This window comes from Aeromonas sp. FDAARGOS 1411 (assembly GCF_019047125.1).
GTDB classification, from domain to species: Bacteria; Pseudomonadota; Gammaproteobacteria; order Enterobacterales; family Aeromonadaceae; genus Aeromonas; species Aeromonas veronii.
The window spans coordinates 1354542-1376463 of record NZ_CP077214.1 but is presented as its reverse complement, the minus strand read 5'-3'; the positions used below and the strand labels follow the sequence as shown (position 1 = coordinate 1376463).

Here is a 21922-nt window from a genome sequence, read left to right as displayed (position 1 = left end):
TTTGAATGCATGAACCATGACCCACTTTAGCCCACAAAACCTTGATCTGCCTGCTCTCATTGAGCGAAAGGTTTATTGGCAGGCTGAACCGACTGGCGATCTCTCCGCCTGTGTCGCGGGTCAGGTTGAGATGTTTCGGGATCTGCATGAGCTGCGGGTCTATCTGTCTATGACGTACCCCGATACCGTGTTCGAGCTGGTCGAAGTGACCGAGGACACCTGGCAAGGGTTCTATGACCAGGGAGTCTTTTTCGATGACTGGTCATAACTCCGTGATGCCGATAAATAGCGTTATCGGCACCAAAACCCTGATCGACTATCTGTCCTTTACCTGGGCACCAACCGAACTGCGCCAGATGACCGAGCTTGCCAAACAAGGTGCGCTCTTGAAGGCTATCCCGCGCTTTGACACCCAGGTAAAGGCCCTGCAAGCCGCTTTCTCTGAGCCTCCTGTCGAGGGTCTGCGTTACCTGTGGAAGCGTCCGGTCGGTTTCGCTCCCCTCACCCACTTCGACAAGGTGTCAGAGCGGCTGTGCAACAAAGCCGAACGCCTGGGCGCAACCCCTGCCCCTACCGTGGCGCGTGTCTACGACAAGGCCACCGAGCGGTTGAGCCTCAAGGGGGTGGCCAAGTCCCCTGCCCCCGTCTTTACCCCTTCCATGACCGAAATGATGGAGCGGGCTTTGCACTCTAACTACCGTTCTCGGGCCGATATGCGCAAAGAGCTTAAAGCTGTCTGTGCATCCCTGCTCAAGTTCTCCCAGTTCGAAGTTGTCGAGGGTGCCAAGTATTGGGAAGCCTACAACGATTTGATCGACTGCTACGGGGTGCAGTTCCTGGATGCCCTGTGCTGTTCCGAGATCGAGCTGTGGCTGGAAGAGCTGAACACCAAGATCGGGGTGCCTATCCCCGAGCCTCGTTTCACTATGCGCCCTCGCCGCTCCGGTCTGCATGGTTACGCCAACTCGGCCGACCTGCTGTGTGATGGCCTCCCCTGTGGCCTGATTGGTTGGGGTGCTGCCAACCACGGTTGCATGGTGAGTTTTTCCGGTGTGGGTTGTGCCGCCCTCGATATGCAGGCTTTGCACTCCGTTATCTCTCACATTCCGTCTGTTCGTATCACCCGGGTGGATCTTGCCCTGGACGACTACAGAGGTGAGGTGATCAGTTACCAGGGAGCAATTGATGGTGCCCAGGCTGGCGAGTTTCATCCAGAGCGGGGCCGCGCTCCGGCGTGGATGAAAATCGAATCCGGTGAGTTCGTTATATCCGAGATCGCCAAGGGCATCGTAAAGCGGTTTGGCATGGCACCGACCAAGGGCTGTTCTTTTTATGTGGGCAGCCGGATCAACGGTAAATGTGCTCGGGTATACGAAAAGGGTAAACAGATGCAATCGGCAGAGAACCCAAATTGGGTACGCGCCGAAGGCGAGTTACACAATAAGGATCGTGTTATTCCGCTAGATGTCCTGGTAAACCCAGATCCCTATTTCGCGGGGATGTATCCGCAATTTGCCAAATGGCTTGATGCTATTAAGCAGTCGGAATCTGTTCCGGTACGGGTGACCACCTTTAAAAACAAGTTCAAGACCAGTCGGGACAATGCGGTTTTCCATATGTCTCGGATGGCGGGCCGCCTTGTTAATTGGTTAGCAAGTGTTGAGGGGCTCGCCCCTGAAACGATTGTTCACCAATTAACAGCGCATCTTAAAGAAGATGATATTCCAGCGCGGTTAAGAATGCCGCTACCGCCCGAGTTTATATCGGGTGAGCATTGTTTAGTTTCGACCTAAAAAATAGGTTCTTCAACGAGGTTAATATTATGTCCCTGCTCACTGGTGTTCTGGTAACTCGTGTTACTCATGGTTATGGTGTGTCCCGTAAATCCGGCGCTCCTGTGCCTTATGATTTTGCCCAGGTGGAATACCTGGCTCCGGCAAACAACGTCAATAAGCCTGAGTGCAATATCCACTCCTGGGGTTATGAGGTTCGCCAATTGGCCCTTCGTAATGACGCTGCGACCATTAAAGAAATGGCCGACTGTCCCAAGCTGGTCGCTATTGATCTTGTCCTGGAAGCCGATCCCCAGAATCCGACCCGAAATGTGGTTGTTGGCTTCCAGCCTAACAAAAAGCCGGTATAACCGCCGCGCACCGAGGAGGAGGAGCGAGAGCGCGCAGCGAGCGACGACGAGGGCGCGATAATGCTTTGTCTAGATATTACCTCCGAAGGATATGCTCGATTATCCGAGGGGGATTCCTGCGAATATGTGCTCCTGACTGTTCAGGAGCATAACAAGTTAACGGATATATCGAGCTGGTTTGAGTTCGATAAATCCACCGTAACCGTAGCCTTTGGTTTTGGATTAGCCATCTGGGTTGTCGGTTTAAAATTGGGCGCTGTTGCCCGTGTTATTGTTGGTGCAAAAAGAGGATAAATAAAAATGAAAAACGTATCAGGCTTGTTCCGTAACGGTTGTATCGCTGCTGTGGCTTCTCTCTCTGCGATGGGTGTTGCCCATGCTGCTGGTGAAGGTGGTACTGCTGCCGCTGCGGGTGCTGCGCTCGATACCGCGCTGTCAGACGTTAACGCCACCTCTCCCAAGGTGATGCTGGTCGTTGCTGCGGTGGTTGGTGTCGGGATCCTGGTCAGCCTTATTCGCAAGGCTTAAACCATGTCCCTGCTTATCGGGACGCTCTGGTTTTTGTTCTTTGTCGAGGGATGGCGAACATCCTTTTCAATCTAAGGCGGCTTCGGTCGCCTTTTTTTATATTGGGGGCTGTGTGCGCATAGGTTGGCTTTTATTGTTATTTCCATCGCTGGCATTTGCTATTGCGGGCTGTCCTGTTGGTGTGCAATTGGGTAACGTTACTTTGGCAACGCCTTTGCCAGCTTGTCTTAAATTCGAAAGTTCCGAACTGGGTGGCTGTGAGGTTAATTGCGTGGGGGTTTGTATTGATCGCCCCTTGCTTAATCAACGCGGGCCAGTGGAGACCACAGGTACGGCTTGTAAGTTTACAGGCTATGGCAGTGGTGATGGTGATTCAGATGGTAGTGGTAATACGCCAGATGAAGGCGCTTCCGGCACTAAGCCGATTGCTGGTTGGGTTGATTTTGAACCTGTGATTGGTGATGCCACCGGAACATCTGTTTCGGGTGCTGTTGCCAAGTTAAATAAAAACTTGGGTGTTGCTCTGCGTCAAGTTGTAGAAAGCACTAAGTCAGATACAGCCAATCTCAATTCTATTGCTCATAATGCAGAGTCATTTTCTCGTGATATGAAAGATGCGCTTTATCATATAAAGCAATCATCTAGCGAATTGTATCAGGTTAATGGGAATCTCGGCGGTGTGGCTGCAGCTCTTAGTGCCACAAGGGACTATTTGCAATCTATAGATGTGAAGTTGGGTAATCTTGGCTCTGGTTCTTCTGGTGGCGTTCCTTCTTCTGTTGCGTCTGACGTTGCTGGTATTTCCTCAATGATGGGTGCCTCTTTAAATATGATGTCCAGTATTCAGGGCAACACAAACGGTCTCAATAATAAGCTTGACGACATTTCTGGAAATACTAAGGCAACCTCTTATTTTGCCAAGGATATGAAAACCTCGCTTGAGAATATCGAGCGTTCCCTGGGTGGTGGTTCTGGTTCTGGTGGTGGTTCTTCTAATTGGAGTAACTCGGATATCGCATCTGTTGTTGAAAGTGCCGCAACGACTGCAAACCAATCTGAGCAACAGACGTATGTTTTGCAAGATATGCGCACTGCTCTTGAGATTATGGCCGAGAAGGCTGGCAACGGTAGCGGTGAAGGTTCTGGTGTTGATTATTCTAAGATGCCAGGATCATCTTCCAACCCTCTTTCTGTCGGTGATGCTGATTATAAATCTGCCTGTTCAGGGGATAACTGTTTCTTTGATCTTCCTGGTATGGAAAAAAAGTTGGCCGAAACAAACAAATCCCTGGCTGATAAATACACCTCCATCACCGAGGATGTGAAACAGGTGTTTTCCTTTAACCTCACTGGCTCTGCTGACCCGATGGAGTGTTTGGATCTATTCACGCACCAGGGAAAGGAATACACCGTCTGTCCGCCATCTGGTGATTACTGGAAAACCCTAGCGGCGTTGATGCTGTTTATTTTCTACTTTGTGGCTCTGATGATTATCTTTAAGAGGTGATGGCATGGAATGGCTTGGTGAGTTTTTTAATTCGTTCTTTAACGATATATACCAACTGGCGGTGCAGTTTGCCGCTTGGTTTGCCGTGCGAATGGCTGTGCAATGGGTCGAGTTTAAATTGTTCCTGCTGACGTTTACCTGGGACGTTGCCAGGGAAGTGCTATTGAACATCCATTTCAGTGAATTACTGTCCTCGTCCTTTAATTCATTGCCGCCCAGTGTTCGGGGGATATTGCTATACCTGCATTTTGATAAAGGTCTGGCGATACTTTCCCAGGCATTTGTCACCCGCTTCATGCTCAATATGATGGGGTGGTAAATGTCCATCAAGATCCACCACGGCGCCCCAGGCTCTTACAAGTCGTCAGGGGCCATTCATACCGATGTGCTGCCCGCCATCAAGGCAGGTCGCCACATCATCACCAACGTTCGGGGCTTCACCGCCGAGCGTTGCCGGGAGGTACTGGGCAAGGCTGTTCCTGAGAGCTTCCAGGTAACGTATATCGAAACTGAATCCCAGGATGGGCGGGATCATTTCGCTCGCTTCTATCATTGGGCTCCCAAAGGCGCTTTCTTCCTGGTCGATGAGGTACAACGGATCTTTCCGCCTTCCTGGCGCCAGAGTGATTTAGACCGCCTGGATTATCCAGGTGGGCCAGATGTGGCTAAGGAAGATGGCCGACCGGAAACAATAGACGTGGCATTTGATATGCACCGTCACCACAACTGGGATTTCGTCTTTACTACCCCGAACATCAAAAAGGTTCACGCCGTTATCCGCGCCGCTGCTGAAACTGCAATCCGCCATACCAATATGGGCCTCCTGGGCATCGGGGGCCGCTATAAGACGGTTTTGCATCTGGCTGATAACAGCGGGTCGTCCATGTCCGATGTATTGCAAGCAAAGCCATTCAACAAGGTGCCGAAGTATGTTTTCAAGCTCTATGACTCAACTACAACAGGTAAGGTCTCGGATACAATCGCGGGTAGCTCGATACTCCGAGATCCTAAAATACTTTTTTTTCTGGCAGTTATGGGGGTATGTATCTTCTTTGGCTTCATTAAGCCTGAGTATATCGACAAGCCTAACAAGGCCCCTGCGCCCTCTCCTACCGCTGTTCCGGCTCCTGGGGAAGTGGGTGATACGTCCGGTACTGGGGTACGTCCTGGCGGCGCTCCTGCTGCGGCTCCTGGCGGGGTTCTTTCTGTAGGGCCTTTTGCAGGGCATAAGCTGATCATCAGCTGCCATGTCCTGGTAAAGGATGAACGGGGATCATATCGGGTGGATTATTGCTTTGCCCTGCGCAAGGGTGACGATGTGCAGCCTGTTTACAGCGATGATTGGCCGGATGAGCTTGCCAGTGTCGATGCGGTGAGCGGTTGCCATGCCGTAGTGAAGTACCAGGGCAAGCCTGTTGACGTTTACTGTGATCCAGAGGGTGACGCCCTGCGCCGTAAATACAATGCTGCCCTCTTTGCTGGCGGTGATACCAAAAACAAACCCAGTGATGACCGGACATAAATTAATATAACTGCGTCACTGCATTGTTTATGTTAAATACGATTACTGAAGTCGCATTTTTACTGGGATGGCGGGGTGTTTGTCTTTCATGGCGCAGCCATAGAAGCGCAACCCTCGCACTCACCCCGAGAGATCAGGTCTCCAAGCGCGGCGCCCGCCGATAGGCGGCTCTGAACTTTCTCGAGAATGACCCTCCTCCCCCTTCCCTGCTAAACCGTCTTTAGCTGCCCAAATAGACGAAAATGCAAGGGTGCTAGCGAAGCGACGCAAACCCGCTGCAAATTTTCGGGAAGCGCGACAGCAGGAGTAATCACTTCCCTGCCCAAGTGCTCAATAGCACCGTTGCATTTGCTTTTTAGGTTGTTTACTTCATGTAAATAGATCCGATGTCACTAATTTAGGCACTAATTCGAACCGTTGTTTACATAGTTCAAATTTGTAAATTCTATATTTGTCATGAAGATTTTCATAGTATGGTTTTATTTTTTCTAGTTCGACATTACAACCAAAGTAAATTGAATGTATCGCGTCGGGGTCAATCTTAACTAGCATTAAGGCATCTTTACTTGACTTGATAAGATCACATTGCACAGGGTCTTTTGTGTTAATGTAATACTTGTTAGCAGTCTCTGATTTTTTGATGAAATCATTGGTAAGTGCATATGATATTAAGGTCTTGTATGAGGTCCCTTGCTTAATTCTGGTTTTCCTTCTTCTGGTAGGTTGAAACTTTCTATTTAGTATTGCATTTTCATTAATAACTTGAAGGATCTCTGCTTTACAAAATGGGACAATGCAACGATGTTCTTTTTCATACATCCATTCATCGCTTTTTTTAAATAAATGATTGGTTGTTGCCTCAATGCTAATTTCATCCATCGGGGCGCTAAAATCATAGTCCGTCTCAAATCTTAAGTTGTCATAGTTTATTTTTTTTGGTGTAACTATGGGCAATAAGTATTTTCCGTCGCCATTTGTAATATCATCAGTATTGATGTGCTCTAATAAGTCTTTTTTGTAGCCGATGCACATGCCGCTATGATGATTTGCATAATGGGCCCACATGAGGCTGTTTCGTGGTGTTTCTGAGAAAGAGACAATACCATTGTACGCTATTAATAAATTAATTTCGGCTATACAATCATCTTTCCATTTAGCAATCTCATCAGCACTTAAGTTGATTTTTTCACAGTATTTTTCAATTGAATATAATATATTTTCACTGGTGTTGAACTCAAAAGGATCGTTTAAATATTCTATAGATGCAATTTTTATCGTAGGTTCATTAAAATATTCTAAAGGAAAAAGACTTGTATATTTATATAAGATTTCCATTTTGGTCATTTCTCATGCTGTGGGGCACCCCCCCCGTGTAGTAATACGGGGGGAATTCTACCTCTACCCCTCTCCCTTCGGAACCCTTCTTTTTGTGTGTTAAGTCAATAAAATGGTTTGCTCGTTCAATAAGCAATCAAAAGGGGGCCTAAGCCCCCTGAAGTGGATTTAACACTGTGACGTAGCTAAAGCTCGTTGAAGCTCAAGATGCCTTGAAGTACTGTTGCGTTCGCATCTAAGTGTTCGCAAGTGACAAGAGAGTCATTGAGCACGATTGCTTCTTGTAGCTCATGCCCATCAAACCAGCAGCACATCAAACCTCTGCTGTGAGCTGCACCAATGATTGTCATACAGGGTCCATCAGTGTCTCTTAACTGAACGTAGTCACCTATCTTGAAGCTCATTGCTACTCCTTACTTGATCTAGATCAAGAGCAATTTCACTAATTCATAGACGCAAATGGAAAGCGTTGCAAGTATTCGCTACCCAAAAAATACATCATCTATCACCATTCTCTTAGCTTATTCCTAGCTTCTTTCTCCAGTAGTACGCTGCCATCTGCCGTTCGGATCTCTCCGCTTGGATGATGGCTATAGCCTCCAGCCTTCGCCTGTCGTAGGTGACTCCTGTCGGTGATACAAGGCAATCATTCTTCATACGCCAGCCTTCCCATTCCTTCCAGATAGTGGGCAACTCTCTACCCGAAGCCATACGCATCAGCCGTTTATAGGCAGGTGGGATCTCTTTGCCCTTATCCCAATATGTGACCTGCCTCACAGAAACAAAACAAAGATTGGCCGTCTCTTCAACTGATAAACCGCACTCAAACCAACGAAAAATGAAGTTTTTGGTCAACTCTCGTTCCATCCAAGTAAATACCTGATAAACCAGCAAAATTGCGTGGATTGGCTTATCGGCGGGTTTCGGATGGGCATTTAACAAAACGTCGCATTATGCGCAGTAATGCTTAGGGGCATGACAAAGGGGCCGGAGGCCCCTATATACGAAGTCACAGCAGATTTTGATGATCTATACTGCCACGAGCATTTCCGATGGGAATGAAGACATCAAAGGTTCTCGGCTTTTCTTATCGTGCCAGATGCAAAACACCAAGGTCACACCGGTAAGGCTTTGGCTATTCTGCACTGTCATCGACGGCCCGCCACTACGAAGCCTTACTGCTGCACCAGGCTCAAAACGAGTATGCAAATAGCCATATTGCTCCTGATTTTCTTGCAACTTCAGAATGCGGCTTGGGAAAGTCCATTCTATAGGTTCGCCGCCCATGTCGGTGTTGAACCAGACACAGCAAGCGTCAATCCCTTTGTCATCTTCATCTTCGGCAGGTTTAACGGTCATGGGGTAACTACCGCCCGACAGTGTAACGACTTGCCCAGGATAGAAGTATTGGTATTTTTGCATCATCATTCCTTGTTATGCCAAAAACTATGTTTATAGGTAAGCGAGAGCTGCTTTATAGACGATATTCAGATCTCGAGTAATATTCAGGGTCATATTGTCGGTTGATTTAAATCCATCTAGAAAACCAGCCGGTCTTCTTGCCGATTCTTCAAAGCGTTGATGCCATGAGTGGTCATCAGTCACGATGACCGGATCACTACAATCAGGAAACTGGTCTGCAGTGATATCGATAATGTATCCACTGACCTCTAACCAAGCATGGGATTGCTGGTTATCAGCTGAGCCGCTGACGTAATCGATGTCATTGATTCCTTGTTTATAAAGGTATTCGGCGAGAATATCGCTGATATCCCCACACGTCCCAGCCGGAAATTGTCTGAAGTTCGCTGGCATAGAACCCCAGTCTCAACGTTCCAAAGCCAGACGAAAGTCGCTAGCGTGCTTCCTAAGCTCAAAAATGTTCATAAATCCCTCGTCAGGGACAAGACGCCGATAAATAGGGTTATCGGCATCATTGTGAGAGATAACAAGGCTTGTTAAAAGCAGTAGCCCGCAGCTTTTCCTTAGCTAAAAGGTTCGGAAATCGATCTGGATCGAGGCTACACACAGACCTCCAGCAATCTTACTGCCCAAAGCAGAAGGACAATATCTGGTTGATTCCCCCTGCAGATGCTCTTGCAGCGATAACAGAATAACACATCAACCGCCCTGCCCCACATCACCGAAATGTCCCATTTTGAGACAAGAGTCCACTATTAAATCAAGACGTTGTGCGGAATCCCCCTCACTTATTGAACATTATGTTTGATTTTCACAGTTATAACCCTCGTTATTACAATGAATATTCTTAGAAATATCTGCCCCCTACTTGAAATGTCTCTCTCTGGAGATATTGATACTCCTTCTTGTAAAACAGCCATAAAATGCCGACTATCGCGATAGATTCCCCTCCCCTTAATCGTCACGGCTTATTGTTGTGGCTGGTATGATTGCGGCTTGAAGAGTATTTTGCATTTCTTTTTGGAAGTTTGGTCAATTCATATTCAAGGCACGTTTGGCGATGGCCAATGTGGGTGGCTGGCAGGTCAAGTAGAGGTTGCTGTTGAATTGCTGCAATATGCGTTTGAGCTCGTTCATATCATCGGGATGGAGGGTTAAGGACCAGAGTGCTCTGGGCTGGCCGTGATAGAGGCCATTGGTATAGATAATGGTGCAATCTTCAATACGCAACTCTTTGCAGTGGGCCTGAAGAGATAAAGGTGAACTGGGCCATGAGCGACCCTTTGCCAACGATCCTGAAGGTGTTTTCCACCACTGCCACTTGCATACCTGCTCCTTGGTATCTCATTAATATTGACATCAATATCACCAATGATGACTGGATATGCAAGTGTGATAACAAGGCGCTGTTCAACCGAATATGATTGCTTCCGGCATCGGGTGTTCTCGTTGTTTCAGCAAGCAATTTCGTTTTTTGCTTCTCTGCTACGGGATAAATATGTATCCCGCAGATGGCAAGGTGCCTGTTCTGAATCATCCATGTGTGCCAAAAATATTTCCTGAACCGATTGTCATCCAGAGAAGTACAACATTGCCGAGCCAACTTCTATGACACCCCAAACAAGCCATTGTGTTTTCTAAGAGCAGTCAATACAAATCAAGGGTTAATGTCACGTTGTTCGTTAGCTTTTGTGAACGTTATCTCTCATTTGTTGCTTCAGTCGGTCTAGCGGCTTTTGCTGGGCGCTCTCATGTCGTTCACTGTTGCTGGTGTGCAGGTATTTCGAAGTGGTGTCGATGCTGTCATGTCCTGCATCGGCCTGTACGTGGGAGAGCGGCCGCCCGTGCAGATTGATGTCATGGGTGATCCCGGTATGGCGGATCGCATGGGGAGATAGTTGCCGCATTTCGGCTGCATCCTGGGCAAATCCATCCTGCTCTGCCAATTCTGCCCCTTTACCGATGATCACCATGATCAAATCCCGTAGCTGGCGAATGCCGAGGTTGGCGTTGATCTCCCCCTGCTCGCGACCGTGGGCTGCCGCTTTATGGCGAACGAACAGTGGCGTCTGTTCATCCGGTGTCGGCAAGGGAGAGAGACCGAGGAAGCGGCGGTAGCGTTCAAGTGCCGCCAACAGTGCTTGGGATACCGCTACGGTACGCCGTTTGCCCCCTTTGCTTTGCGGAATAAAGTAGCCCCAGACGCCGGTTTTGCGATCCCGCCTGAACTGCCCCATCACAGGGGTAAAGCCCGGCCGGGCTGCAACCTCAGAGATCCGCAGATAGCAGGCGTACATCAGAATGGTGAGAAAACGGCTGCGCTCGTGTTGCTCCGGATGGTCGTTGGCAAGGGTATCGGCGGCCTGCATCACGTATGACCACTGCAATTCGCTGAAGGCCTGCACCTGATCATCGGCCTCCTGCTGTTGCGGCCGTTTGACCCGCTGCAGCAGCAGAGCGGGATTCCTGTCCATGTACTCCTCCTGGATCAGGAACTGGAAGAAGGCCGACAGGATGGCGAGCTTGGTCTTCATCGCCTGCTCGCTAAGACGATAGGGCAAGGTGCGGCCCAGCTCCCGCTTGCCGAGGAACGGTCGCCATTGCGGATTGGGCAAGCGCTCTCCCCACTCCTTGTCGAGGACAAATTGCGCCACGTTGCGATAGGCGATCAACTCGTCAGGGGGGGACTGACAATAGTCGAGATAGCGGATCATGATGCGGCGAGTGAGATCTTTCGGGCTGATGGCCGCCTCTCGAAAGCACCAGTGCAAAAAAGTGGTCAGTTCGCTGCGATAGGTTTTGTAGTTGTTTTCGCTGTTGCGCTGCTCCAGCAGCCAATCGACCGCCAGTTCGTAAACCAGCCCTGCATCGGGAACATCGTTGAGGCTGAGGTTGGCAAGGTACTGATTGACTTGTGGGTTACCGGCCTCCAGATAGATAAGGCTGTCAAACAGCGGCATGGCTGGCGGCAAGGATAATGGTTGTTGAATCATGGTGTTGCTTGTTGCTTGTTGCTTGTTGCTTGTTGCTTGTTGATGCTGAGATGAGTCGATATGAGACTGTGAGCCGAGTTGCTAGAAAAGGGCTCGTGATACATGAATGCGGCTTCTATTGGGATTGGTACTACCTCTTGTTGTTGCTGATTAAGGTCACCAGGAACGATCTGGATAACGTTTTCTCCACTGTTTGCTCATGATTTCCTCATAGATCTGGCTGATGTCGCTCAGTGGTGCACGCTATTTAGTTATGCATTAGATATGCACCGTTGTTAGAAAATTCTCGGGGGAAATAGCCGTAAAATTAGTTTTAAATGCAAATAAAGTGAATGCCGCGAGCTGTTTATCCCGAGAAATAGCAGGTCTGTGCAATCAGGCCACCTGCTTGAGTGGCTTCTCCTTGCGCTTGGCTGCTGGGGCATCTTCCTCTTTCGTGCCCGCCTGAACCTTGCCGCCGCGCAGCAGGGTTTGCAGCACATCGCGCTGTTCTGCCAAGTAGAATGCCAGACTCTCTTGCTGCTCTGGTGCCAGCTCGATCGGGGCGCCAGCCAACAGGGTCATCAACTCATCGGCTGTATCCAGCAGCTTGTCATAGGCATCGGCCTCTTTTTTGCTGGCAAAGGTCATCTTTTCCACTCCCCCACGAACAACCACATATTTGATCTCGACAGCCATGATGGCCTCCTCTTGGTGATGATGGATAGAGTATATGTATGGATATACAGTATTGCAAATAACCTCATCGGAAAAGAGTTCGCCGGGGGTTAGCGACAAAAGCCGCTCTGGATCAAGCTGTCTCAAAGTGCCATTTGACTTCCACGCCTGACTGGTCGGATCATGGCCTTATGACGATCGTACGACACCTGTTTATCCTGCTGATGGTAGAGGTGCTGCTCCTCGGGAGTATCGCCCACTTGGTCGTGGGACTTTCTTGGTTGCTGACCCTGCTGTTTGTCGTGTTTGCCCTGCTTGGGTTGCGCTGTTTGGTGGTGCTCGGCAGCTGGCTGTTTACCCGCTTCTACCCCTCCCCGGCTATCGGCCCCGGGCGCCGGGTGAAGATGATGGCGCAGGAGATGCTGGCCTACCTCTACACCTTCACCTTGCTGTTGCCATTCGAGCCTTTGCTGATGGCACCCGATCGGCTGCGTCCATGCCAGCGTCCCGTATTGCTGGTACATGGTTACGGTTGCAGCCGCGGGATCTGGCGCACCCAGCGCACCCGGCTAGAGACCGCAGGCCATGTGGTTGCCACCATTACCCTGATGCCACCATTTGGTCATATCGATGAGATGGTGCCGCTGCTGGCCACCCGGATTGACGATGTGCTGGCGCAGACCGGGGCTGACAAGCTGGTGCTGGTCGGCCACAGTATGGGCGGGCTGGTCTGCCGCGACTATCTGGCTATCCATGGTGGTGACAAGGTCGTGCGCCTGATCACCCTGGCCACGCCTCATCAGGGCAGTCAGCTGGCCGCCCTTGGGCTTGGAGCTAATGCCCGCGAGATGGAGCCCGGTTCCGGCTGGTTGCAGCGTTTTGCCTCTGTGCCGCTTTGCGTGCCCGGAATCTCGGTGCGCACCAGTCACGACAATGTGGTGATGCCGCAGGAGCGGCAACGATTGGCGGGAATGGAAGATATTGAGTTGCCTGCCATTGGCCATCTCTCTCTGCTCTACTCCCGTCGCACGACAGATCTGCTGCTTGATCTGCTATCCAGAGTCTGACCCTCCTTAACCGTTCTTCAACTGCTATTCCAAATAAAACAGGGGCCTGATTGCTCAGGCCCCTGTTGATCTCTTTATCGTATCACCCAGTTAGAAGTGTATCCCCTTGATCAGGGTCGAGACGGCAACCTGATCGGCGGTCGCCTTGGACTTGTCGCCATCCTTGGGATCGGCAAAGGTGCGGAAGCTGGTGTTCATGATCACCTGCGCAACACGAGGTGCCAGGGCATGCACCACCTGGCCAAATACCCCGAGGCGGGTCGCCAGTCGCACATGCTTGTTGATGATGGTATCGCACACCAGATCGGCCGCCTCTTCCGGCGTCATCATCGGCACCTGCTCATAGACCTTGGTCGGTGCGACCATCGGCGTTTTCACCAGCGGCATATTGATGATGGAGAAGCTGACCCCCTTGTCGGCAAACTCGGAGGCGGCGGTACGCACCCAGGCATCGAGGGCCGATTTGGAGGCAACATAGGCGGAGAAGCGCGGTGCATTGGTCAACACCCCGATGGAGGAGATGTTGATGATGTGCCCTTTTTTCTTCTCGATCATGGTGGGCAGCACCCCCATGATCACCTTGAGCGCACCAAAGTAGTTGAGCTGCATGGTGCGCTCCAGATCGTGGAAGCGATCGAAGGAGTCCTCGATGGAGCGGCGGATGGAGCGGCCGGCATTGTTGACCAGAATATCGACGCCGCCGTGATCGGCCACGATGCGAGCGGTGATCTCCTCGGCCTGCGCCAGATTGGAGAGATCCCCCTGATAGATCTCGATGGTCAGCCCCAGCTCGGCAAACTCCGCTTTAGTCTCGGCAATCTTCTGCTCGTCGCGGGCGATGGTAACGACGTTGGCCCCCGCCCCCGCCAGCTTGCGCGCGGTTGCACGGCCGATACCAGAGGTTGCCCCGGTCACCAGCACCACCTTGCCCTCTACCCGACCACGCAGGGAGCGATCGATGAATAGCTCCGGGTCGAGGTGACGCTCCCAGTAATCCCACAACCGCCAGGCGTAGCTGTGCAGGGGCGGTACTTCGATGCCAGTCCCTTTCAGTACCCGCTGAGTTTCGCGACTGTCGAAACGGGTGGGATAACTGATAAGGCGGAACACATCCTTGGGCAGACCCAGATCGGCGATGGCGGCATCGCGGATGCGGCGCACCGGCGCCATGGTCATCAGCATGGCGGTCAGGTGGCGGGGAATGAAGTTAAAGAGAGAGGCGTTGATGCGGATCGCAGGCTCCGGCGCATGGGCGGCACGGGAGAAGGTGCTCAGCATGTCGCCGACCCGCATCGGGTTGGGGTCGGTCAGGTGGAAGGTTTTGTTCTCCTCGCCCTCCTGATGGGCGATATGCTCCATGGCATCGACCACAAAGTTGACCGGCACTATGTTGATGCGCCCGCCCTCAACCCCGATGGCTGGCATCCAGGGCGGCAGCAGACGGCGCAGCTTCTGGATGGTCTTGAAGAAGTAATAAGGGCCGTCGATCTTGTCCATCTCGCCGGTATTGGAGTCACCGACAACGATCCCCGGTCGATAGACTCGCCACGGAACTGTGCACTCGTTGCGCACAATCCCTTCCGCTTCGTGCTTGGTCTGGAAGTAAGGCATGTCGAGGTGTTCGGCCTCATCGAACATGTCCTCGCGAAACAGACCGTCAAACAGGCCCGCTGCAGCGATGGAGCTGCAGTGGTGGAACTGCCCCGCCCCCAGCCGCTCGGCAAGTTGAACGGCTTGACGGGTCCCTTCGGTGTTGACCTGCTGCTGGATCCCGGCCTTGGCGTTGAGATCATAGATAGCAGCCAGATGGAAGAAGTGGTCGATCTTGCCGATCAACTGCTCCTGCATCTCGACCGATACCCCCAGCAGCGGTTGCGTCATGTCGCCAAAAACCGGGACTGCGCGCGATTCATCCACATTCCAGAATGAGAACAGCTCTGGCAATTTTTCCTGATGAGAGGCGCGCATCAGAAAATAGACGGTACAGTCGGGATGCTGTTGGAATAACTTTTTGATCAATCGACGCCCGATAAAACCACTACCGCCAGTAATGAAATAGTTCATAAAGAGAATCCTGCTACTGATTAGGGTGTTACTAGGTTGTTAGATATATCACGATTCATATGGGAATCCGCAATTTGATTGTCGGTTCGTGAGCAAACCCTAATTTCGGTGGTGTGCCTGTTCCGTTATTAGGTAGAACCCTCTATTTTTTCTCCCTAGACTGAAGTTGAAAAATCAGTAATGCCACAACCCGATTGCAGTTTCGTTGTCGCCATTACATTTAACTGTCGTTATTCAAGGAGAAGATCATGGCTAAGAAATTGAAAGCGCTGGCAGGGTCAGTAACCGACAACCAACTCACCTCCACCATCAAGGAGTCCACCCAGCAGATCTGGTTGGCGGGTCTGGGTGCCTATGCCAAAGCACAGGAAGAGGGTGGCAAGATCTTTGAAGCCCTGGTGCAGGAAGGGGAAGCATTGCAAGCCAAAACCCGTCAGAGCGCAGATGAGAAGATTGCCGCTGTGACCGACAAGACCGCCAATACCTGGGGCCGTCTGGAGCAGGTATTTGAAGATCGCGTGGCCCGCGCAGTGGCCAGCCTCGGCATTCCGACCCGCAAGGATATCGACAAGCTCTCCAAGCGCATGGCCGAGCTGACCGACGTGGTCCAACAACTGCTGGATGCGCAGGAAGAGGAAGCCCCTGCCGCTGAAGCCAAACCGGCTGCCACCAAAAAGCCCGCTGCCCGCAAGCCTCCGGTAAAGAAGGCGCCGGTAGCCAAGGCTAAAGAGGCCGTGGTTGAGCAGGCCGCCGATCTCCTCTCCGCCGCTGAAGATGCGGTGAAAGAGGTGAAAGCTAAAGCAGAGAGCGTCCTGCCCTGATCCCTCGCGGTGACGGAAGGTGATTGATACCGGCCCATGCCCTGCGCTGGGCCGGTCTTGTCATGATGAATGTCATGGATAGGGAGGCAACGCTATGAGTACCATCGCAATTGCCCTTGCTGGCGGCGGGCCGCTCGGCGGCATCTACGAGATCGGTGCCTGCGCTGCCCTCTCTGACAGCATCAACGGCCTGCGCCTTGACCATGCCGATATCTATGTCGGCGTCAGTTCGGGGGCCGTGGTGGCATCGGCGCTGGCCAACGGCATCTCGCCGGCTAAGTTGGTGCGGATCCTGCTCAGCGATGATTCGGGGGAGATGTTTGACCCGGCCACCTTGCTGCGCCCCGCCTTTCGTGAATATGCCGACCGCCTGACCTCGATCCCGCCACTGGCGTGGCAGAGCCTGACCTACTATCTGGCGGCGCCCTGGAAGCGCAGCCTGTTTGAATCGCTGCAGGGGCTCTCCAAGGCCATTCCGACCGGACTGTTCGACAACCGCGGGGTGGATCGCACCCTGACCCAGTTTTTTTCTCGCCCCGGCCGCAGCAACGATTTCCGCCAGTTGCGCAGTCGACTGTTTGTGGTAGCCACCGAACTCGACACCGGTCATCCGGTCGCCTTCGGCAGCCCGGGGCTCGATGATGTGCCCATCTCGGCGGCGGTACAGGCGTCAGCCGCCCTGCCCGGCCTCTTTCCCCCTTCATTGATTAACGGGCGTTACTATGTGGACGGGGCGCTGATCAAGACTCTGCACGCTTCGGTAGCGCTGGAAGAGGGGGCGGATCTGGTGTTCTGCATCAATCCGCTGGTGCCCTATGATGCGGACATGGCCGCCGGCGCGCCGACCAATCTGGTGGACAGCGGTCTGCCGGTGGTACTGGCCCAGACTTTTCGCGCCATCATCCACTCCCGCATGCATGTGGGGATGGATCGCTACAAGCACCAATATCCCGATGCTGACGCATTGCTGTTTGAGCCCTCTTCTGCCGATGGCGAGATGTTCTTCACCAATGTGTTCAGTTACCGGGATCGTCGCCGTCTCTGCGAGCACGCTTATCAGCATACCCGCCGCGATCTCTGGCAGCGCCGTGACGAGCTGGCGCCGGTGCTGGCCAAGCATGGCCTTGAGCTCAATCTGGCCGCGCTGGCCGATGAAGATCGCACCCTGCTGGCCCCCGGCATTGGCTCGGTCGCCGCCCTCGACAAGTCGCTGGAGCAGTTGCAGCACTGGCTTGCCAAACGCTATCGCCACGGCGTGCGCCGTTCATCACCAAAGGAGTAGCATGGATCGCAAACCCAAACGTCGTACCCGGGAGCGGATCCTGACCACTGCCCTCGCCTGCTTCAATCGACAAGGGGAACCCAGCGTCACCACCTCGGCCATTGCGGCCGAGATGGAGATCAGCCAGGGCAATCTCTACTACCACTTCCACAACAAGGAGGAGATCGTCAACGCCCTGTTCTGCGAATTTGAACAGCAGATGGATCGCCTGCTGGAGGCGGTCAGCACCCCGTCCGATGAGCCCGAAGATATCTGGCTCTTTCTCCACCTGATGTTTGAAGCCATCTGGCAGTACCGTTTCCTCTACTACGATATCGCGACCCTGATGAGTGGTTATCATCAGGTGGAACAGCGCTTTTCCGCCCTGCTGCGCCGCAAGGAGCAGACCGCCATCGCCATTTGCAACCATCTGCAAACGGTCGGGCTGATGGAGGGCACGGCGCAACAGATGCGCACGCTGGCGGCCAATGTGGCGCTGGTGGGCACATTCTGGATCTCTTATCAGCGGGCACTGCATCCCAAGGCGGATGCCGATATCGCCCTCGGCGTCTTTCAGGTGATGCAGCTGGTCGCCCCCTATTTGCGGGCCGATGCCCGCGCTCATCTGGGCGCCCTCGCCCACCACTATACCGACAAGGTTTGATTCACATGCTACAGGGAGAACAAGCATGACCACTTCACAACTCGAATTTGTCCCCTTCCCCTACGCGGATGCGGCCTATGACTATGCCGGCCAGAAGCTGGCGGACAACTGGGATCGACTCCATCAGGGGGATGCCGAACCCTGGCCCGAGGATGAACAGGTACAGGATGCCTGGCGGGCCTATCATGCCGGGGATTTTGCCCGGGCCGTCGCCCATGGCGAAGCGGTCGGTGAGGCTGGCCTCAATGTGGCAAACAAGGCACTAGTGATCCACGCCAGCTACCTGCTGGAGGACAAGTATGCCAAGCGCGCCGCCTTCGAGCGGGCGGCCAGCCATGCCGAGAAGCTGCAAAAACGCCAGCCCAAGAACGCCAACGCCTGGTATTTCCACGCGCTGGCACTCGGTCGCTACAGTCAGGTCATTTCCATCTCCAAGGCCCTCTCGCAAGGCATTGGCGACAAGATCAAGGCAAGCCTTGAGAAGGCGCTGGAGCTGGCGCCCGATCACGCCGAGGCCCATATTGCCTTTGGCGCCTGGCATGCGGAGATCGTCGACAAGCTGGGGGCCATGATCGGCGGCCTCACCTATGGCGCCAAGAAGGAGGAGTCAGAGCGTCACTTCAATGAGGCGCTGGCGCTGATCCCCGAATCGGCTATCGCCCGCATGGAGTACGCCAACGCTCAGGTAATGCTGCACGGCAAGAGCCGCCTGAAAGCGGCCGAAGCCCTCTATGCCGAAGCGGCCGAGTGCGAACCGATGGATGCGATGGAGCGCCTCGATGTGGAGGCAGCGCGAGAAGAGTTGGAGGATTAACCGCCACTCTTGCCACGGATAGACAACAAAACAAGAGGCCAACCCGCGGGTTGGCCTCTTTTATGATGGGAGCTGACCGGTTGGCTACGCCGTCACCGGTCGCTCAAGTGCACGCTCAACCGAGCAGCGCATCCAGTCCGTTGGGGTCAAACAGTAGCTCTGGCTCCATCAGCACCAGCAACAGCAGTTGCTCGAACTCCACCGCAAACCGCTCGACCACCCGATCAGGATCCGGAACCAGCTTCTTGTCGGTGATAAGGCCAAGCTGCACCTTGTGATCGTAAGAGAGGATGGAGACGCCGACGCCGATATCCCCCGATTGCGGCACCCAGAACAGCGGCTGACGCAATTTTGCTCCAGCCAGATAGAGGGTCTGCTGCGGGCCGGGCACGTTGGTGATCACGGCACTGGCCTTGGCTGTGAGCAGCTCGACGGCCTGCTGCTGCACCGCATTGGGGGCCATGCCAAGGGCATGTAACAGGTTGAGCACCACCACGGGTTGTAGAGAAGTGCGCAGCGCCTGCATCCGGTCACGTACGGTATAGAGCCGCTGCAACGGGTGTTCAACATCCAGTGGCAAGTCCAGGGCCACCAGCCCGAAGCGGTTGCCAAGTGCCCCCTCATCGTCCGGCGCACGCATATTGACCGGCACCAGGGCGCGGATCTTGACCTTGTTGGCATCATCCCCCTTCTCCTGCAGGTAGTGGCGAAACGCCCCTGCGGTGGCGGCGATCAGCAGATCGTTGACCGAGCAGCCCAACACCTTGCCCACCGCCTTGATATCCGGCAGATCAATTTGTTCCGACCAGGCCACCCGCTTGGTGCTGGTGGTCTTGCCCCGCAGGCGGCAGGGGGAGTCATCACCGAGGGTGGCGATATTGCACAGCTCGCTCGCCAGATCGCGCCCGGTCTTGAGGTAATCCACCGCTTTGGTGGGATGGGTGACCACTTCGACATATTTGGACCAGAGGCTACCGGTCAGCTTGAGACCGGCTCGCACCAGACGGCTGCCCTGGTGGCAATCCTCATCATCCTCGTCATCGCTGTCATCCAGTGGCTCCGGTGACGGTGGTCGCGGCGCCCCTTCCGGGGTGTTATCCATCATGGTCAGCATGGCCCGAACCAGCGAGAAGCCGTCGCCCATGGCGTGGTGAATGCGCACCACCAGCGCTTGCCCACCCAGCGACGTGTCGGTCAGGTGCATATCCCACAGGGGGCGCTGGTGGTTGAGCGGCGTCGAGGCGAGATCGGCCACCAGCTTCTCCAGCTCCAGCTTGCCTGCTTCACCCGGCAGGATCACTCGCTTGAGGTGCTGATCGAGATCGAAATCGGGATCATGGCGCCAGTAGTAGGAGCCCCCCTCCAGCACGGCCCGCTGGTGGAAGCGGGGTTGCACCGAAATGGTATGGCGCAATCCGGCCCGCAGACGCGCTTCATCAAGCTCTCCTTCAAACATCAGGACACCGATGATCTGCATCAGGTTGTTGGGTCTGTCCATGCGTAACCAGGCGGTATCGACGCAGGAGATAAATTCACTCAGTGGCATGGTTGTTTCCCTACAAAATGAATTTACCGAGGCGGCAAATTGCTCCTGTCCTCATATCCGGATGAAGACTTGATGCAATCAGAATGACTTTAATGAGTGCCGACTCGAAATATGAAATAAAGATGAAAGATTACTTACAAAATTGAATCGAGACCTCGCCGAATAATAAATCTGACAAACCATATGGCTTGCCAACTTATTTCAAACAGCCATCGTTTACAGCTGGTTTATTTAAAGCCAGTGCAACGAAAAGTTTCAAACAGGTTTGGGGCAAGGTAAGCGATTGTCGACATAATCGAGGATCTCTTGCTCCAGTACGCTGCGTACCGGCAACAGCATCAAACCAAGATGCACTTCCAGTTCCAGGGTATCTTCGTCCAGGGTGAGAGTGCCATGTACCCCTGAGCCGCGAAAGTGTAGCTCGGTCTCCTCTTCATCTGCCCATTCGCAATCGAGTTGATAGCTCTCGCTCATGTCCGCAGCGATGGCTTCGGCCGCGAGCCGGGCGGCGGCCAATCCCAGCGGATGCTGACGGCTGATCTGGATGGTAGAGAGTGCGCTGCTGCCAGCGAGCGAGTTGAAGAACATGGTCGTTACTCTGGGTCATAAGTTAGTTATTGATATTAAACACATGTTCACAACAAATGAAAGGATGGTTCACATAAATGGGACTCACTTAACAGAGTCGAGAGGGATACAGGCCATCAGCGGGGCATGGCATTTATTCCCTCCCCCGTGCGCGCTACACTTGTCACGGAACGGTCAGCAAAAGCTGCTTGTTTTTCATTCATTTGTATCTTCGTATCACCGAATCCCCATCAATGGGCCCAAGGCCAGAGAGCTGTAGATGACGCATCAAGAACATGCCCACGACGACGATAGCACCCTGGGTCGGCTCTACCGCCAGCTCAAGCGGGTTGCAGCCTTGCGCGAGCAGATGCGTGCCCACCCGGAAGATCAGCAGGATCGGGATCGGCTACGCCAGTGGCAGGCCGACCGGTTGGGGCGAACCCATCGTGATCTGCTGGAGAGTGACCGCTACGGCCCTGCCGCCGAGTTCTTCCTGACCGACCTCTATGGCCCGGGGGATTGCGCCCGCCGCGATGCGGACGTGATGCGGGTGATGCCAACCGCCGAGCGACTGTTGCCGGAGTCCGGCCTCAAGGTGCTGGCGCAGGCGATCGAGCTCGACGCTCTCTCCGAAGAGCTGGACTACCTGATGGTGGTGGCGCTGCGGCGCATTGATGGCATAGCTCCCATCACACCGGATCATTACACCATCGCCTATCGTGCCGTGGGTGAACAGGCGCGCCGGGAACATCAGATTGCGCTGGTGAGCGAGCTTGGGATGACGCTGGACAGGCTGGCGAGAAAACCGCTGCTGGGGGCAACCCTCAAGCTGGTGTCAGGGCCCGCCCATCTGGCGGGGCTTGGCGAGCTTTTCTCCTTTGTCGATCGTGGTTATCAGGTGTGTCATCACATGGGGCGTGCCAACGAGTTCCTCGAGACCATCGCCAGTCGCGAGACGGCCATCATGACGGCGCTCTTTAACGGCGACAGCAGTGCGCTGGGGTAAGG

General features: G+C 53.4%; 23 protein-coding genes. 13 read left to right on the top strand and 10 right to left on the bottom strand.

Annotated features, from left to right (window positions below):
• Positions 1-16 precede the first annotated feature (16 nt).
• The 7 genes from I6L41_RS06040 to I6L41_RS06010 all read left to right on the top strand — a co-directional run bounded on the left by I6L41_RS06040 (position 17) and on the right by I6L41_RS06010 (position 5700).
• A complete protein-coding gene (locus I6L41_RS06040) occupies positions 17-268 on the top strand; it encodes a hypothetical protein (RefSeq protein ID WP_216962725.1) in 252 nt (83 codons plus the stop codon).
• Positions 255-1793, top strand: coding sequence for a replication initiation factor domain-containing protein (locus I6L41_RS06035; protein ID WP_216962723.1), 1539 nt, complete (start codon positions 255-257; stop codon positions 1791-1793). The genes I6L41_RS06040 and I6L41_RS06035 overlap by 14 nt, the downstream gene beginning before the upstream one ends.
• A 29-nt stretch (positions 1794-1822) precedes the next feature.
• A complete protein-coding gene (locus I6L41_RS06030; protein ID WP_023583768.1) occupies positions 1823-2143 on the top strand; it encodes a hypothetical protein in 321 nt (106 codons plus the stop codon).
• Between the two features lie 300 nt (positions 2144-2443).
• Positions 2444-2671 (top strand): Flexible pilin, encoded by a 228-nt coding sequence (locus I6L41_RS06025; protein ID WP_129504056.1) that lies wholly within the window; start codon positions 2444-2446, stop codon positions 2669-2671.
• A gap of 40 nt (positions 2672-2711) precedes the next feature.
• Entirely contained in the window at positions 2712-4178 is a 1467-nt protein-coding gene (locus tag I6L41_RS06020; RefSeq protein ID WP_216962720.1) for a hypothetical protein, read from the top strand.
• Between the two features lie 4 nt (positions 4179-4182).
• Positions 4183-4497 carry a DUF2523 family protein gene (locus I6L41_RS06015; RefSeq protein WP_129504058.1) on the top strand — a complete coding sequence of 105 codons (315 nt, stop codon included), beginning with the start codon at positions 4183-4185 and terminating at the stop codon, positions 4495-4497.
• Complete coding sequence (locus I6L41_RS06010) at positions 4498-5700, top strand: zonular occludens toxin family protein (protein ID WP_216962717.1); 1203 nt, start codon at positions 4498-4500, stop codon at positions 5698-5700.
• 369 nt (positions 5701-6069) lie between these two features.
• On the opposite strand, the gene I6L41_RS06005 is transcribed toward I6L41_RS06010, so the two are convergent.
• From I6L41_RS06005 to I6L41_RS05975, 7 genes are all read right to left on the bottom strand, one after another.
• A complete protein-coding gene (locus I6L41_RS06005; protein ID WP_216962714.1) occupies positions 6070-7044 on the bottom strand; it encodes a DUF2971 domain-containing protein in 975 nt (324 codons plus the stop codon).
• Positions 7045-7220: 176 nt separating this feature from the next.
• A complete protein-coding gene (locus I6L41_RS20870) occupies positions 7221-7385 on the bottom strand; it encodes a hypothetical protein (protein WP_367947677.1) in 165 nt (54 codons plus the stop codon).
• Positions 7386-7551: 166 nt separating this feature from the next.
• Positions 7552-7902, bottom strand: coding sequence for a DUF3653 domain-containing protein (locus tag I6L41_RS05995; protein WP_216962709.1), 351 nt, complete (start codon positions 7900-7902; stop codon positions 7552-7554).
• Positions 7903-8064: 162 nt separating this feature from the next.
• Complete coding sequence (locus I6L41_RS05990; protein WP_216962706.1) at positions 8065-8457, bottom strand: DUF2158 domain-containing protein; 393 nt, start codon at positions 8455-8457, stop codon at positions 8065-8067.
• A gap of 30 nt (positions 8458-8487) precedes the next feature.
• A complete protein-coding gene (locus tag I6L41_RS05985; RefSeq protein WP_216962703.1) occupies positions 8488-8850 on the bottom strand; it encodes a hypothetical protein in 363 nt (120 codons plus the stop codon).
• A 1289-nt stretch (positions 8851-10139) separates the two neighbouring features.
• On the bottom strand, positions 10140-11417 hold the full coding sequence (locus I6L41_RS05980; protein ID WP_216963855.1) for a tyrosine-type recombinase/integrase: 1278 nt from the start codon (positions 11415-11417) through the stop codon (positions 10140-10142).
• A gap of 408 nt (positions 11418-11825) precedes the next feature.
• The gene (locus tag I6L41_RS05975) at positions 11826-12128 is read right to left on the bottom strand and encodes a YebG family protein (RefSeq protein WP_216962699.1); all 303 of its coding nucleotides are present in this window, start codon (positions 12126-12128) and stop codon (positions 11826-11828) included.
• A gap of 170 nt (positions 12129-12298) precedes the next feature.
• Here I6L41_RS05975 and I6L41_RS05970 point away from each other — a divergent pair, with 170 nt between their 5' ends.
• Positions 12299-13174: a triacylglycerol lipase gene (locus tag I6L41_RS05970; RefSeq protein WP_216962696.1), complete on the top strand. Its 876-nt coding sequence runs from the start codon at positions 12299-12301 to the stop codon at positions 13172-13174.
• Positions 13175-13264: 90 nt separating this feature from the next.
• On the opposite strand, the gene I6L41_RS05965 is transcribed toward I6L41_RS05970, so the two are convergent.
• Entirely contained in the window at positions 13265-15238 is a 1974-nt protein-coding gene (locus I6L41_RS05965) for an SDR family oxidoreductase (RefSeq protein WP_216962693.1), read from the bottom strand.
• A 248-nt stretch (positions 15239-15486) separates the two neighbouring features.
• Between I6L41_RS05965 and I6L41_RS05960 the strand changes: the two genes are divergently transcribed.
• The 4 genes from I6L41_RS05960 to I6L41_RS05945 all read left to right on the top strand — a co-directional run bounded on the left by I6L41_RS05960 (position 15487) and on the right by I6L41_RS05945 (position 18798).
• Positions 15487-16059, top strand: a complete 573-nt coding sequence (locus tag I6L41_RS05960) for a phasin family protein (RefSeq protein ID WP_110303671.1) — start codon at positions 15487-15489, stop codon at positions 16057-16059.
• A gap of 94 nt (positions 16060-16153) precedes the next feature.
• Positions 16154-17341, top strand: a complete 1188-nt coding sequence (locus I6L41_RS05955; RefSeq protein ID WP_040065538.1) for a patatin-like phospholipase family protein — start codon at positions 16154-16156, stop codon at positions 17339-17341.
• Between the two features lies 1 nt (position 17342).
• A complete protein-coding gene (locus I6L41_RS05950) occupies positions 17343-17984 on the top strand; it encodes a TetR/AcrR family transcriptional regulator (RefSeq protein WP_005345492.1) in 642 nt (213 codons plus the stop codon).
• A 25-nt stretch (positions 17985-18009) separates the two neighbouring features.
• Complete coding sequence (locus I6L41_RS05945; protein WP_216962690.1) at positions 18010-18798, top strand: hypothetical protein; 789 nt, start codon at positions 18010-18012, stop codon at positions 18796-18798.
• Between the two features lie 115 nt (positions 18799-18913).
• On the opposite strand, the gene I6L41_RS05940 is transcribed toward I6L41_RS05945, so the two are convergent.
• Together I6L41_RS05940 and I6L41_RS05935 are read right to left on the bottom strand one after the other, a co-directional pair.
• Positions 18914-20344: a wax ester/triacylglycerol synthase family O-acyltransferase gene (locus I6L41_RS05940; RefSeq protein WP_216962687.1), complete on the bottom strand. Its 1431-nt coding sequence runs from the start codon at positions 20342-20344 to the stop codon at positions 18914-18916.
• A gap of 255 nt (positions 20345-20599) precedes the next feature.
• Positions 20600-20932, bottom strand: coding sequence for a polyhydroxyalkanoic acid system family protein (locus tag I6L41_RS05935; protein ID WP_216962683.1), 333 nt, complete (start codon positions 20930-20932; stop codon positions 20600-20602).
• A 259-nt stretch (positions 20933-21191) separates the two neighbouring features.
• On the opposite strand from I6L41_RS05935, the gene I6L41_RS05930 reads away from it, so the two are divergent.
• Positions 21192-21920 carry a hypothetical protein gene (locus I6L41_RS05930; protein ID WP_216962680.1) on the top strand — a complete coding sequence of 243 codons (729 nt, stop codon included), beginning with the start codon at positions 21192-21194 and terminating at the stop codon, positions 21918-21920.
• Positions 21921-21922: the final 2 nt, after the last annotated feature.